Raw genomic sequence first — 13,892 nt, 5'->3', positions numbered from 1 at the left:
ATATCAATTGTAGTGAAAGCGCGTAAAAAAGTCCAAGTGCTACAATACAAACAATAAACATACCAAGAAACATACAGTATAACAATCTTTGCGTGTCTTTTAGAACAAGCAATGCAAATTACTTTCCACAAAAAAGCCCCAATCCGGGGCTTTTCATATTTTTATTCTTCTTCTTCGTCCGTACCATGGGATTTTGAATATCCTCTCCATTTCTCGATGCAATCCTTTAAATCCTGCGGAAGTTCCGTATCAAAACGCATCATCTCGCCGGTTGTAGGATGTACAAAGCCTAACGTTTTGGCGTGCAAAGCCTGTCTTGGCAATGCTTTGAAACAGTTGTCTATAAACTGCTTGTATTTAGTAAACGTAGTTCCTTTCAAAATCAAATGACCGCCATAACGCTCGTCATTAAATAAAGGATGTCCTATGTGTTTTAAATGCGCACGAATCTGATGTGTTCTTCCGGTTTCCAGTTGGCACGAAATCAATGTCACGTATCCAAAACGTTCCAACACTTTGTAATGCGTTACAGCAGGTTTTCCTATTTCGGGATCAGCAAAAACCGCCATTTGCATGCGATCTTTCAAGTGTCTTGCTAAGTTTCCTTCAATCGTTCCTTTATCAGCCACGACATTTCCCCAAACCAAAGCGACATACTCTCTTTCAGAAGTTTTCGCTTCAAATTGCTTGGCAAGATGCGTCATCGCCGCTTCCGTTTTGGCAATCACCAATAAACCCGAAGTATCTTTATCAATTCGATGCACTAATCCGGGACGTTCGCTGCTGTTCATTGGCAAATTATCAAAATGATACGCCAACGCATGCACTAAAGTTCCCGTGTAATTCCCGTGACCGGGATGCACCACCATTCCTGGCAATTTATTTATCAATAACAAAGTATCATCTTCATACACAATATCAAGCGGAATATTCTCCGGAATAATATGGTTTTCGTAAGGAGGGTGCGTAAGCATAACGCGCACCACATCATTGGCTTTTACCTTGTAATTGGACTTTACCGTGGCGTCGTTTACAAAAATATTTCCTTCGGTAGCTGCAGTTTGTATTTTGTTGCGAGTCGCATTTTGAATAAGGCTCATCAAGTATTTATCAATTCGCAAGGACGTTTGGCCTTTAGGAACTTCAAACCTGAAATGTTCAAATAACTCGTCTTCTAAATCTATTGTATCTATATTATTGTTCATCAACTGGTATTTCTTCTTCTATTGGTGCTGCAAGCGTATCTGCAGCCTTTTCCTCTTCTTCGTAACTCATTTTTCCGTCTCCTAAAACCAAATCAATTTTGGATGATTTCAAGACTCTGTCCCCTGCTTTCAGGTTTCTTCCTTTGAAACGCATTTCCAATACCATATCTTTTCCAAGATTTGGAACATATGTAACCGATCCTTCTTCAAGTCCTAAAGCTTTCAAAGTCGGCACCGCTTCACGATATGTTTTATTTACTAAATCAGGAATTCGCACAGATGAAAATCCTGAAGTATTTATTTTTATGTATATTTTTCTACCTACTTTTACCTTTGTACCCGGTGTTGGATCTTGCTCTACCACACTGTATTGCGGAAAATCACTTCTATAATCTACGCTATCCAAAAGCACGTAATCTAAGTCCAACTCGTCCAGCTTTTCCTCCACTTGCTCTTCAGTCAATTTACTCAAATTGGGAACTTCAATTTCATGTCCATGATCTGTTGTAAAAGTCAACCAATGCATAAACAAATAGCCCAAAGCAGCAATAATGGCAATTGCAATTAATACTTGTACAAAAAAGACACGGCTGGTAAGATACTTACGTAAACTCATAAATTTATTTTTATATGCGGCAAAGATAAAGCTATTTCGTTCCAAAAAAAATGATAATTTTGTTTAATGCTTTTTGGAGCTATTTCCCGCTATCCGTTGCAATCTTTTTATCCGCCGAAAAGACTGATAAAAAGGATTTCCACTACTATCGGGGCTAAAATCTAGTGTTAAAAACACCTTATTATTTATTCGAACAACTAAGAACAAAACGATACAAAATGAAAAACATTGCCATCATCATGGGCGGATATTCCAGCGAATATAAAATCTCACTCATCAGCGGAAACGTCGTATATCAATTTCTGGACAAAACGAAATACAACGGATTTCGAATCCATATTTTCAAAGAAAAATGGGTCTATGTTGATGCTAACGACTCCGAATTCCCTATCGATAAAAATGATTTTTCAGTTACTGTTAATGGCAACAAAATTACTTTCGACTGTGTTTTCAACGCCATTCACGGAACTCCCGGCGAAGATGGATTAATGCAGGCCTATTTCGAATTATTGCATATTCCGCAAACATCCTGCGATTATTACCAAGCAGCCTTAACGTTCAACAAGCGTGATTTATTATCGGTTTTAAAACCATACGGAATAAAAACTGCCACTTCCTATTACTTAAACAAAGGCGATGTTATCAATACTGAAAAAATTGTCGCTAAAGTTGGTTTGCCTTGTTTTGTTAAACCTAATAAAGCGGGTTCTAGTTTTGGAATTTCCAAAGTAAAAACTGCTGCCGAATTACCAATCGCAATAGAAGTTGCTTACAAAGAAGACAACGAAATCATCATCGAAAGTTTCCTTGACGGTACCGAAGTTTCAGTTGGAGTAATCAATTACAAAGGAAAAGTAACCGTTTTACCAATCACTGAAATTGTTTCTGACAATGATTTCTTCGATTATGAAGCCAAATATTTGGGTAAATCACAAGAAATCACACCGGCAAGAATCTCAGATGAAATGACACAAAAAGTAAGCGAAATAGCCAAACGCGCTTACGAAGTCCTCAAAATGAAAGGTTTCTCCCGAAGCGAATTCATATTGGTAAACGGAGAACCACACATGTTGGAAATGAACACCATTCCAGGATTAACAACAGAAAGTTTGATTCCACAACAAGCCAAAGCCGCTGGGATTTCATTGGAGGATTTGTTTACTAATGCGATAGAATTGGCATTAAATAACTAACTTTAAATTATGTTAGAAATCTTTGAATGGAACCGATTATTATACAATGATTTACCAGAATCATTTCTTTTAGAAGTCATTTTCCGTTCCACAATAATGTTTGTCGTTTTACTGTTGACATTAAAAGTGGCTGGAAAACGTGGCGTGAAGCAATTATCTGTTTTTGAAACAGTAATAATTATTGCTCTGGGTTCAGCGGCCGGCGATCCCATGTTTTATGAACAAGTTGGAATCATTCCGCCCATAACCGTATTTCTGGTCATTATACTTCTGTACCGATTAGTAACTTGGCTCACCGGAAAAAGCAAGAAATTTGAAGAGTTTATAGAAGGAAAAACCGAATGTATCATCAGCGAAGGGAAATTTTCAATTGCTACATTTAAAAAAGAAAGTCTGGCTCAAGATGAATTTTTTTCAGAACTTCGATTGAAATCGGTGGAACATTTAGGACAAGTCAAAAATGCATTTATGGAAACTAGCGGTGAAATCAGTATTTTCTATTACGAAGACCATGAGGTCCAACCAGGATTGCCAATTTTACCTTTTTTATTTAAACTAAAAAGTAAAACGATACCAACGGAAGGCATTTATTCCTGTACCTTTTGCGGCAATACGGAAAGCCACAAACAAGGAAATGCGCTGTGCAGCGTTTGTACAAAATCTGAATGGGTCGAAGCAATAGATACACTTCGAAAAACCTAATTCAACCCAACCAAAATCCATTCGATTTAATTATATCTTACGCAATGAGAAAAGCAATATTCCCGGGTTCTTTTGACCCAATCACTTTAGGACATGAGGACATCATCAAGAGAAGTATTTCTTTATTCGATGAAATCGTAATCGCTATTGGAATCAATGCCGAAAAAAAATACATGTTTTCATTGGAAGACAGAAAACGTTTTATTGAAGAAACCTTCAAAAACGAACCAAAAGTTTCAGTAATAACCTATGAAGGTTTGACAATTGATTTGTGCCATAGAATAAAAGCAGACTTTATACTTCGTGGTTTGCGCAATCCAGCCGATTTCGAATTTGAAAAAGCAATCGCCCACACCAATCGCAGATTATCAAAAATAGAAACCGTGTTTTTATTGACCGCAGCAAAAACTTCATATATCAGCTCCAGCATCGTGAGAGATGTAATCCGTAACGGAGGACAATATGAAATGCTGGTTCCCGATGCAGTTCGAGTAAAATAGTAATCAGTATTCAATTGTCGGTACAGCTTCCAGTTAACTCCCTACTGAAACTATAATACAATAACTTGTGAAACGAAGCAATAAGCCGTAATTTCGCCAAAAATAAAAGCCATTAAACATGAGTATAGAAAGAGAATTAAGTAAACGCAGCGGATCAAAATGTGAACTTTGTGGTGCAACAGAAAACCTAAAAGTATACCAAGTTTTACCAACTAAAAAAGGCGGACTTGATGAGAGTATCATGGCTTGCAGTACGTGTATAAACCAAATTGAAAATCCAGATAACGTAGATTTAAATCATTGGAGATGTTTAAATGACAGCATGTGGAGCGAACATACTGCCGTACAGGTTGTCGCGTGGAGAATATTAAGTCGTTTGCGTGCAGCTGGATGGCCTCAAGAATTACTGGACCAAATGTACTTAGATGAAGATACTTTAGCTTGGGCACAAGCAACTGGTGAAGGCGAAGAAGACGAAACAAAAGTAATTCACCGTGACAGCAACGGAGTAATTCTTGAAATTGGAGATTCAGTCGTTTTAATCAAAGATTTAAAAGTAAAAGGTTCAAGCATGGTGGCCAAACAAGGAACTGCAGTGCGTAACATCAGACTAGACCACGAAAACGCCGAATATATTGAAGGAAAAGTTGACGGTCAAACTATTGTAATTATTACACAATACGTTAAGAAAATATAATTCTTTTTTTAGTGAAAAGTGAGTGGTGAATCGTGAATTGTGAATAACTCAGATGTACACTGACTTCCAAAAGAATCATTTTTAATATAAAAAATCGTTAGCAGTAAAACTTTACTACTAACGATTTTTTTTATAAACATTAGAAAAGGAATCAGTATTTTTATAACTTCTCACCACCTACTACTCTTCCTCTTTCTTAATCACTTTTCGAGCGACTTCAATTTTAAATTTCTTGCCTTTCATTTTCTCGTCTTTAATGGCGTGCAATAAATCTTTTACTTTGTTGAATTTGACGGCAGCAAAAGAGATAAAATCTTTCACTTCGATTAATCCCAAATCGCCTTTTTCTAATTTCCCTTTTTGAGAAAAGAAACCTACGATATCAATTTTGTTCAATTTATTTTTCTTTCCTCCACTGATGTAAATGGTTTGATATTCAGGTGGTTTTGGCAATGAGGTAGAGTTTTCAACTTTCAAAGCTTCTATTCCATAATCAATATAATCCATTTTTTTCTCACTTTCATGAGCAATAATATACGCCGTACCAGAAGCCAACATACGAGCAGTACGTCCGTTTCTATGGGTAAATTCGTCTTCTTTGGATGGCAAATGATAATGAATAACATGATTCATTTCAGGGATATCAAGTCCACGGGCAGCCAAATCAGTAGTGATTAGATAACTCACACTTCCGTTTCTAAACTGGATTAGCGCACGTTCTCTTTCGTCCTGATCCATTCCGCCATGATAATATGTGGCATAAATTCCTTTTTCGTTCAACGTATCACTGATACGTTCTGCAGCATCGCGATGATTACAAAAAACTATTGCCGACTGCGATTTCAACGAACAAATCAAATTAAACAAACTTCCTATTTTGTCTTTTTCTTTCGAAACTACCATTTTCATCGAAAGATTCGTTTCTGCTACGTTTTCTGGAATAAAATCCAAAATCGTTGGGTTCACCACTCTAGTATATCTTGGAATCTCAATATCGGAAGTAGCGGAAACCAAAACGCGTTTATTCAGTTTCGTTAATTTTCCAATGATAAATGACATTTGCTCATGGAAACCCAATTGTAAGGATTTATCAAATTCATCCAAAATCAGCGTTTGGATTTTATCCACACGGAAAGTTCCTCTGTCGATATGATCAGCAATTCTTCCCGGAGTTCCAATTAAAACTGCTGGAGGATTGCTTAAATTCTTGATTTCAGTATCAATGGAATGTCCGCCGTAACATACATTTACTTTATAATCGGTTCCCATTTTTTTCCAAACTTGCTCAATCTGCAATCCTAATTCACGTGATGGAACCAGAATTAAACATTGAACCGATTGAATTTCAGGCTGCAACATTTCTAAAACAGGCAACAAAAAAGCCAAAGTTTTTCCGGAACCTGTTGGCGAAAGCAATAAAACATTATTGTCATTCAGAATAGCATCTTGTGCTACTTCCTGCATTTCATTCAGGCTTTCAATGCCTAAATTCAAAAGTATATTGTTGGAATGGTGTTTCTTATTCATTTTTTCAATTTGGTGCAAAGGTAATTTTTAATTGTGAGTTATGAATTTTGAATTATCAAATTTCATTCTTTTTCAATCGGAAAATTCCTTTTATTACATTCATTTCTACAGTTATCTAAAAAAAGCTACATTTGAAATTCCATTTAAAAACCGAAATATGAGACTTTTCACATTCCTTTTTTTACTATTCTCCATCAGTACTTTTGCACAAAAAACGAATAAATACGATACTTTTTTCGAAAAAGGCAATGGAAACCAATCTGCTAGTTATCAAGAAACAATAGCTTATTACAAACTTTTGGCAGATGATTTTCCTACTATCGAAATGCAAAAAATGGGATTGACAGACAGTGGCGAACCCTTGCACATGGTTGTTTTTAACCCTGAAAAACAATTTGACTTTGGAAACATCCAAAAAAACAAAGCAATAATCCTACTCAATAATGGTATTCACGCAGGAGAACCGGATGGAATTGACGCTTCAATGCAATTGTTTAGAGATTTAGCTTTAGGCAAAATAAAAGCCCCTAAAAACACGGTTATTGTTTGTATTCCGGTATATAATATAGGCGGAGCTTTAAACAGAAATTCTACTTCAAGAGCCAATCAGGACGGACCAGAAATCTATGGCTTTCGTGGCAATGCGAGAAACTATGATCTGAATCGCGATTTCATCAAGTCCGATACCCGAAACACTAAAAGTTTTGTGGAAATTTTCCATAAAATAAATGCTGATGTTTTTATTGACAATCACGTTAGCAATGGTTCAGATTACCAATACAAACTCACGTACATTATGACGCAGCATAACAAATTGGGAACCGTTTTAGGTGATTTTTTAAATACTGAAATGATGCCCACTTTGGTCCAAGATTTACAAAAAAAGAATATCGAAAGTACACCTTATGTCAATGCTTTTCAGGACACACCGGACAAAGGTTTTGGTCAATTTTTTGAAAGCCCACGATTTGCAACGGGCTACACATCATTGTTCAATACTATCGGATTTGTCGTGGAAACGCACATGCTTAAAAAATATGCCGATCGCGTGAAAGTAACGTATGAATACATGCGTTCCGCAATCGATTTTACGGATGCCAATTACAAAAAAATCAAACAACTGCGATTGAAAAATGAAGAGCAGTATCAACCAAAGAAATCGTACACCATTAAATGGGAAATAGACAGTACCAAAACGGTTCCTTTTTCGTTTTTAGGCTATGAAGCCAGTTATAAGAAAAGTGACGTAACATCAGGAAATCGCTTGTTTTATGACCGTACAAAACCATTCAAAAAAGACATTTCATACAGCAAGGAATTCAAATCTGTAAAAGAGATAATGATTCCAGAAGCGTATATCATTCCAAGGGGATTTTGGCCAATAATTGATTTATTAAAAAGTAATACAATTACCTATTCCCAACTAAAAAACGACACCATAATTGAAGTAGAAAGCTACAGAATTGCAGATTTCAAAACCACAAATTCAGCTTATGAAGGCCATTATTTGCACCGAAACACTTCGGTAACTTCAAAAATGGAGAAAGTGGCTTTCGCCAAAGGAGATTACGTCATTCCTACACAACAAAAGGGAATCAAATATTTATTGGAAACATTAGAACCAGAAGCAATCGATTCTTTCTTCAATTGGAATTTTTTCGATACGATGTTACAACAAAAAGAAGGCTATTCTGATTATGTTTTTGAAGATTCAGCAACACAAATTTTGAAAGATAATCCAAAATTAAAAGCCGAATTTGATTTAAAAAAACAAAGCGATGTGAATTTCATCAATAATCCGGAAGCACAATTGGACTGGATTTATAAACATTCGGCTTACTATGAAAAGGCACATTTACAATATCCTGTCTATCGTGTATTGAAATAAAATTCCTCTTTTAAAGAAATGCCCCCAAATAGTTTACACTTTCTGGGGGCATTTAATTTATATAATCTTCTCTTCTTCGAACAATAATTTTATGTTTTCATAGGAGTTTTTAAGTGCTTCTTTGATTTGTTCTGGATTCATCCAAGCCACTTTGTCAATTCCTTCGTCTAATTGTCCCTGAGGCGTTCCTTCAAAATCAGATTGCATTTCGAACCAATGCGTGATTTTTAATTTGTACTTACCATTTCGTCTAAAAACATGATACGTTTTTTGAAGTTTATGTGAAATTGACAAGCCATTTACACCAGTCTCCTCCTCAACCTCACGCATAGCAGTATCCTCGATTTCCTCTCCTTTTTCGATTCCGCCCTTGGGTAAATCCCATTTTCCATTTCTAAAGATGAATAAAACCTCCCCTTTTTTATTATATACCAAGCCGCCTCCCGCTTTACAAACGGGGATTTTAGCTTTTAAAGTCTTCATAATCAAGCTTTCGTCAGGATGATACAGATAGGCCTTATTAATTTTATTTTGAAAGATTTTGACTATAAGTTGTTCTATGTCAATACTTTCTAATAGAAATAATTGAAAATCTGTCTCCTTAGAGATGTGATTTGTCAAAAAAAGTGGTTTGTCGTTAACAAAAACTTTATACATTTGTACTATGATTTTTAATAAAGATACAGCCGAAAAAACAGCCGAATTTCTTTTGCAAATAAATGCAATTAAATTGAATCCAAGAAATCCTTTTACATGGGCTTCTGGATGGAAATCGCCTATTTATTGTGACAACCGATTAATCCTCTCATTTCCAGCCGTAAGAAATTATGTCCGGGATGAATTTTCCAAGAATATTGAGAAACAATTTGGTAAACCAGATGTTATTGCCGGTGTTGCCACCGGAGCAATAGGAATTGGTATGCTGGTAGCGGAAAGTATGGGATTGCCATTTGTATATGTTCGCCCTGAACCAAAGAAACACGGGAGACAAAATCAAGTGGAAGGTTTTTTACAAAAAGGACAAAATGTAGTTGTTGTAGAAGATTTAATCAGCACAGGAAATAGCAGTTTACTTGCTGTAGAAGCCTTGCGAGAAGCTGGAGCCAATGTTAAAGGCATGGCCGCTATCTTTACGTATGGTTTTGATGTAGCTGAACAGAATTTTAAGAGCGCACATTTGGATTTATTTACGCTGAGTAATTATCAAAATTTATTGAATTTGGCTGTTGCCAAAAGATATATCACCGAGGACGAAGAACAGACTTTGCGAGAATGGAACGTAAGTCCGTCCACGTGGACAATTGAAGTTTAAACAATTAATAAAAAATAAAAACAATGAACTTAGAAAGTCCTAAAGTTACAGTTCAAAAATCAGCTCAAGAATTATTTGATTTATTGAGTGATGTGAAAAATTTTGAAAAATTAATGCCAGAAAACATCGCTAAATTTGAAGTTATTGGTGACGATGCTTTCATTTTTGGACTAAAAGGGATGCCGGAAATAAAGTTAAAAATGAAAGAAAAAGTAGCTCCCTCTAAAATAGTTTTGGGTGCAGCAAGCGACAAACTTCCATTTACATTGGTAGCAAATATAGATGCTGTTTCTGAAACTTCAAGTGATGTAAAACTTGATTTTGAAGGTGATTTCAATCCTATGATGGCCATGATGATAAAAGGTCCAATTGGAAAATTTATTGAAACTTTAGCGAGTAACATGAACAAATTGTAAAAACTATTTTAAATAGTAACAATTAGATAATATTGTGAAGTCTTTTGGTGAAAACCAAGAGACTTTTTTTATACATAAAAGGCAACAAATGTCATTTTATCGTCTTTTTGGGTTCGTTATGGAAAAAAATTATATTACTCATTTAATGTTAGTAAATTACTGATTATTAAATAGTTAATTATAATTTAAAATCTAGTTGGCCCCATAACCAGAGATAAAAATCAAATGATCCATGCCAATTACTGATCCCCAATTAAAGAGCAACGATTGCGGAATTAGCGCAATTAAAACAATTTTCAACATTTATCAAAGGAAAATTTCTCGAAAATATATCGAGCAAAATGTTCCATTGGAAGAAAAAGGATCGCGGATTTCGGATATTAAAAACTTTTTGAATTCAAATGGCTTTAAAGCGAAGTTCAAATTATTTGACATTAATTACATTGCAGGAAATGAAGCTAACCTACAAGAGTTATTCCCATTTATTCTTCCTATAGAAAATAAAAATGGTTTGCATTATGTGGTTGTTAACGAGTTGAAAAATAAGCAACTCAAAATATACGACCCTAGCAAGGGTAGTCAATATTTTTTGTCCTTGCAAGAAATAAAACGAAAAGCACATTTCAACAAAAATCATTGGGATCTAACAGATACCGAAGATAAAACAGTAACAATTTGCACCCAAGATTTAGCGGAATACCATATTAATTATAAAAATGCTTTACAAGAAAACGGTCACGCTTTACTGTTTAACAAACTTACCTATTTCAAATACCTAAAAGAAAATTTTGGCTTTAAAGACTCCGAAGCCGAAAGAAATTTTATAAAAGATTTATTGAAAAATCAGGAAATTTCTGCTATCCCCAATAGCTTCAAAATACTGGAATTTGAAAAGGGAAAAATAAAAAACAATTCACCACTTATCCTTGTTGTCAAAGAAGAAACACAGGAAATAGAACCACAACAGTCAATTCCAGAGGAAGACAGCCGCAGTTTATATTGGCAATTATTCAATCAATTGGGAGAATATAAAAAACTGTGGTACATCTATATTTTTGCTGCTTTATTTTCAGCAGCAACAGCACAAATTGCCGTTTTCACCAATCAGATTATGATTGACAATGTGTTGCCAACCTATAATTTGAACACGCTGGTTTTGTTTGCAATCGGGCTTGGGATCTATAAAATTTTTGACATTTTCACCACGGTTTATAAAAACTTTGTTGGAATTCATTTAGGCAATGCCTTGGATAAATATTTCTTATTCTCTTTCGATACTAAAATAAATCAATCGTCACTTTCCTACATTCATTCTTATAAAAAAGGGGATTTAATGGAGCGAGTCAGTGATTCATTGAAACTAAAAAGCTTTTTCATGAAGTTTTTTACTAACATCTTAGTGGATGTCAGCGTGTCAATTTACTCCTTATGTATTTTATTTTTTATAGATAAAACACTCACTTTAATCGTTTTGGGTGTAATGATTTTGTTTTTTCTATGGTTCAAATTCATAACTCCGTATTTGAAACAAAATGAAAGATTGCGTTACATGCGGAAAGCCGATTTTCTTTCTAAAATGATGGAAAAAGTAGATGGAATACAAGTTATCAAAAGTTTCAGAATAGAGCGATTTCATTCAACTAAAATCTTTGTAAGTATCAATGAATACTTAAAAATCCAACTTAGAAACGGCTATATTGATTTACTGAATAAAATTGTTGTGGCGCTGATAGTAATTGTTTCCACGATTTTTATCATTTTATTTCTGACCAAATCCGCGATTGAAACTCAAATCATTACTCTTGGGCAAATCGTGACTTTTATAGCGCTTTCTTCTAAGATATTTTCCTCATTGAAAGGCATTTTGGATGATAACTTGACGCTTCAGGAAAATGAAGTAATCCTAAAGAGATATTTGGATTTTGATGAACAAACAAAAAAAGTCTGTAAAAAAGGAATTCAGGATTTCAGCATTGAAAAAATTGAATTTCAGAATTTGAATTATGGCTATTTACCCGATGAGTTTGTGCTGAAAGACATTAATTTAAAAATTCGAAAAGGTGAAAAAATTAAGATTGAAGGACAAAACGGTTCTGGAAAATCAACTTTCAGCAAAGTTTTAACGACACTGTATCATCCCAATTCCGGTTCTATTTTGATTAACGAAAGAGAGAAGAAATTTTATAATGATGATAAAATGCGGGACAAAATACTATTGGTAACCAATGAAGACACGTTGTTCAACGATACAATTCAAAACAATATCATTCTGGGAAAAGAAATTTCTGTCGAGGCAATTTTGGACATGGCTAAACAAATCAATTTTTATGATTTTATAGCTTCAAAAGACGACGGATTGGATTTTATCATCAACGAAAACGGGAAAAATCTTTCTACCGGACAACGAAAAAAAATCCTTTTGCTTCGCGCTTTATTTTCTCAGGCTGAACTCATTATTTTAGACGAAGTGTTATCTGGAATGGATATAGAATCTAGGAATAAGATAGAAACAATGATTGATGAAGATGATACAAAAACCTACATCATCATCTCGCATGAACCAATAACCAATATCAATTTTTCTAAAAAATACAAAATAGCAAATGGAGAACTCTTTATATTACAACACGAAGTCAATCCGATTTATTAAAATTCTAAATCGGATTTTAGTGGCGTTTCTTCTCATTACTATCATTTTGATTTTTACTATAAAGATGAATGATACCGTAAGTTTTAAAGAAGGACAAATTTTTTCTGATACGCCACAACTAAAAATAAATGCTCCAAATGAAGCCAAAGTAATAAAGGTTTTGGTGAAAGAAGGTCAGGAAATAAAAAAAGGAGACACTATTTTCTTACTGGAAAATAAAAAAACCAAATCAGATTTTGAGATTTTAAATACTGGTGTCGCTGGAATGAAACACAAAATAAACATCATTTATAAATTGATTCACAATACGAGGAATCGCAAAAATTCTTTGAAACAACTCCTAAATATACAAACTAATATTTACAAAACAGATCGCAGAAAAGCAGAACAAGAAATTAGTTCCCTCAATAATAAAATCAATTTATCATCACAACAAAGTTCAATTTTAACGGATAAATTTCAAACGGATTCAGTGCTTTATGCCAAAGGCGCCATTTCGAAATATGAATTGACCGAAACAAAAAACAGGAATCTGGATAACAAAAAAGGACAAATTGATATTACATCGACTTATGAAGTGAAAAATTATGATTTTGAGAATTTATCTAATAATTACCAGAAAACCAATAATGATTTGCTTCGGAATATAATTGATGTGGAAAATCAAATCCATAATTACCAGCAAGATATTGTGGAACTTGAAACGCTCATTAAAGATGGGAAATCAAACCTAATTTACATTACGGACGAGTTGGGAAAATTACATGTTGTATCTCCAATTGATGGCACTATTTCGAATCTTTTCAATTCCAGACAAAATCTTGAAATTGTAAATAAAGGTGAAATACTGACCATTATTGCACCTAAAAAAGAAGCGTTTTATGCCAAAGTAATTTTAGATGAAAAGGACCTTGCATACATCAAAAAAGGTCAGGAAATAAACCTAAAACTGGATGCTTACAACTATTACCGTTTTGGTGCGGTCAAAGGAAAAATTACTTACGTTTCCCCATCCGATGTGGATAAAACCTTTTATTGTTTAGCCACAATCAAAAAATACAACTCCAATATTAATCTCAAAGCAGGATACAAGCTCAAAGGAGAAGTAATTATTGAAAAAATGAAACTCTACCAATATATAATGAAAAAATTATTCAATAAAATTGATAATAATTTGAATTAACAG

Annotated in this window: 13 protein-coding genes; 9 read left to right on the top strand and 4 right to left on the bottom strand. The window is 34.4% G+C overall.

Annotated elements, in window-relative coordinates; all coding sequences use genetic code 11:
• Positions 1-161: 161 nt before the first annotated feature.
• Positions 162-1,205, bottom strand: a complete 1,044-nt coding sequence (locus G7A72_RS14425) for an RluA family pseudouridine synthase (RefSeq protein ID WP_165152960.1) — start codon at positions 1,203-1,205, stop codon at positions 162-164.
• Positions 1,195-1,821 carry a PASTA domain-containing protein gene (locus G7A72_RS14420; protein WP_165152959.1) on the bottom strand — a complete coding sequence of 209 codons (627 nt, stop codon included), beginning with the start codon at positions 1,819-1,821 and terminating at the stop codon, positions 1,195-1,197. The genes G7A72_RS14425 and G7A72_RS14420 overlap by 11 nt, the downstream gene beginning before the upstream one ends.
• Before the next feature lie 218 nt (positions 1,822-2,039).
• Between G7A72_RS14420 and G7A72_RS14415 the strand changes: the two genes are divergently transcribed.
• The 4 genes from G7A72_RS14415 (at position 2,040) to G7A72_RS14400 (ending at position 4,913) form a co-directional block, all read left to right on the top strand.
• A complete protein-coding gene (locus tag G7A72_RS14415; RefSeq protein WP_165152958.1) occupies positions 2,040-3,014 on the top strand; it encodes a D-alanine--D-alanine ligase in 975 nt (324 codons plus the stop codon).
• 9 nt (positions 3,015-3,023) lie between these two features.
• Positions 3,024-3,716 carry a DUF421 domain-containing protein gene (locus G7A72_RS14410; protein WP_165152957.1) on the top strand — a complete coding sequence of 231 codons (693 nt, stop codon included), beginning with the start codon at positions 3,024-3,026 and terminating at the stop codon, positions 3,714-3,716.
• A gap of 44 nt (positions 3,717-3,760) precedes the next feature.
• Positions 3,761-4,216, top strand: coding sequence for a pantetheine-phosphate adenylyltransferase (coaD, locus tag G7A72_RS14405; RefSeq protein ID WP_091169019.1), 456 nt, complete (start codon positions 3,761-3,763; stop codon positions 4,214-4,216).
• A 118-nt stretch (positions 4,217-4,334) separates the two neighbouring features.
• Positions 4,335-4,913: an alkylphosphonate utilization protein gene (locus G7A72_RS14400; RefSeq protein WP_165152956.1), complete on the top strand. Its 579-nt coding sequence runs from the start codon at positions 4,335-4,337 to the stop codon at positions 4,911-4,913.
• Positions 4,914-5,093: 180 nt separating this feature from the next.
• Here the strand turns inward: G7A72_RS14400 and G7A72_RS14395 are convergent, their stop codons facing one another.
• Positions 5,094-6,440, bottom strand: coding sequence for a DEAD/DEAH box helicase (locus G7A72_RS14395; protein ID WP_165152955.1), 1,347 nt, complete (start codon positions 6,438-6,440; stop codon positions 5,094-5,096).
• Between the two features lie 157 nt (positions 6,441-6,597).
• Here G7A72_RS14395 and G7A72_RS14390 point away from each other — a divergent pair, with 157 nt between their 5' ends.
• Entirely contained in the window at positions 6,598-8,328 is a 1,731-nt protein-coding gene (locus G7A72_RS14390) for a M14 family metallopeptidase (RefSeq protein ID WP_165152954.1), read from the top strand.
• Between the two features lie 57 nt (positions 8,329-8,385).
• On the opposite strand, the gene G7A72_RS14385 is transcribed toward G7A72_RS14390, so the two are convergent.
• Positions 8,386-8,985, bottom strand: a complete 600-nt coding sequence (locus G7A72_RS14385) for an NUDIX hydrolase (protein ID WP_165152953.1) — start codon at positions 8,983-8,985, stop codon at positions 8,386-8,388.
• Positions 8,986-8,992: 7 nt separating this feature from the next.
• Between G7A72_RS14385 and pyrE the strand changes: the two genes are divergently transcribed.
• The 4 genes from pyrE to G7A72_RS14365 all read left to right on the top strand — a co-directional run bounded on the left by pyrE (position 8,993) and on the right by G7A72_RS14365 (position 13,889).
• On the top strand, positions 8,993-9,640 hold the full coding sequence (gene pyrE / locus G7A72_RS14380; RefSeq protein ID WP_113634257.1) for an orotate phosphoribosyltransferase: 648 nt from the start codon (positions 8,993-8,995) through the stop codon (positions 9,638-9,640).
• 23 nt (positions 9,641-9,663) lie between these two features.
• Positions 9,664-10,056: an SRPBCC family protein gene (locus G7A72_RS14375; protein ID WP_113634258.1), complete on the top strand. Its 393-nt coding sequence runs from the start codon at positions 9,664-9,666 to the stop codon at positions 10,054-10,056.
• A gap of 232 nt (positions 10,057-10,288) precedes the next feature.
• Positions 10,289-12,706, top strand: coding sequence for an ATP-binding cassette domain-containing protein (locus G7A72_RS14370; RefSeq protein ID WP_165152952.1), 2,418 nt, complete (start codon positions 10,289-10,291; stop codon positions 12,704-12,706).
• Between the two features lie 64 nt (positions 12,707-12,770).
• Positions 12,771-13,889 (top strand): HlyD family efflux transporter periplasmic adaptor subunit, encoded by a 1,119-nt coding sequence (locus tag G7A72_RS14365; protein WP_165152951.1) that lies wholly within the window; start codon positions 12,771-12,773, stop codon positions 13,887-13,889.
• Positions 13,890-13,892 lie beyond the last annotated feature (3 nt).

It is taken from the genome of Flavobacterium sp. Sr18 (assembly GCF_011064265.1).
Lineage (GTDB): Bacteria > Bacteroidota > Bacteroidia > Flavobacteriales > Flavobacteriaceae > Flavobacterium > Flavobacterium petrolei.
Note: the sequence above shows the minus strand (reverse complement) of the source record. Positions and strands in the feature narration are given on the sequence as shown.

What these genes read in the sequence shown, in the direction of transcription:
- G7A72_RS14425 (WP_165152960.1), bottom strand. Translation starts at nt 1,205, where the DNA reads ATGAACAATAATATAGATACAATAGATTTAGAAGACGAGTTATTTGAA.
- G7A72_RS14420 (WP_165152959.1), bottom strand. Translation starts at nt 1,821, where the DNA reads ATGAGTTTACGTAAGTATCTTACCAGCCGTGTCTTTTTTGTACAAGTA.
- G7A72_RS14415 (WP_165152958.1), top strand. Translation starts at nt 2,040, where the DNA reads ATGAAAAACATTGCCATCATCATGGGCGGATATTCCAGCGAATATAAA.
- G7A72_RS14410 (WP_165152957.1), top strand. Translation starts at nt 3,024, where the DNA reads ATGTTAGAAATCTTTGAATGGAACCGATTATTATACAATGATTTACCA.
- coaD (WP_091169019.1), top strand. Translation starts at nt 3,761, where the DNA reads ATGAGAAAAGCAATATTCCCGGGTTCTTTTGACCCAATCACTTTAGGA.
- G7A72_RS14400 (WP_165152956.1), top strand. Translation starts at nt 4,335, where the DNA reads ATGAGTATAGAAAGAGAATTAAGTAAACGCAGCGGATCAAAATGTGAA.
- G7A72_RS14395 (WP_165152955.1), bottom strand. Translation starts at nt 6,440, where the DNA reads ATGAATAAGAAACACCATTCCAACAATATACTTTTGAATTTAGGCATT.
- G7A72_RS14390 (WP_165152954.1), top strand. Translation starts at nt 6,598, where the DNA reads ATGAGACTTTTCACATTCCTTTTTTTACTATTCTCCATCAGTACTTTT.
- G7A72_RS14385 (WP_165152953.1), bottom strand. Translation starts at nt 8,985, where the DNA reads ATGTATAAAGTTTTTGTTAACGACAAACCACTTTTTTTGACAAATCAC.
- pyrE (WP_113634257.1), top strand. Translation starts at nt 8,993, where the DNA reads ATGATTTTTAATAAAGATACAGCCGAAAAAACAGCCGAATTTCTTTTG.
- G7A72_RS14375 (WP_113634258.1), top strand. Translation starts at nt 9,664, where the DNA reads ATGAACTTAGAAAGTCCTAAAGTTACAGTTCAAAAATCAGCTCAAGAA.
- G7A72_RS14370 (WP_165152952.1), top strand. Translation starts at nt 10,289, where the DNA reads ATGCCAATTACTGATCCCCAATTAAAGAGCAACGATTGCGGAATTAGC.
- G7A72_RS14365 (WP_165152951.1), top strand. Translation starts at nt 12,771, where the DNA reads ATGAATGATACCGTAAGTTTTAAAGAAGGACAAATTTTTTCTGATACG.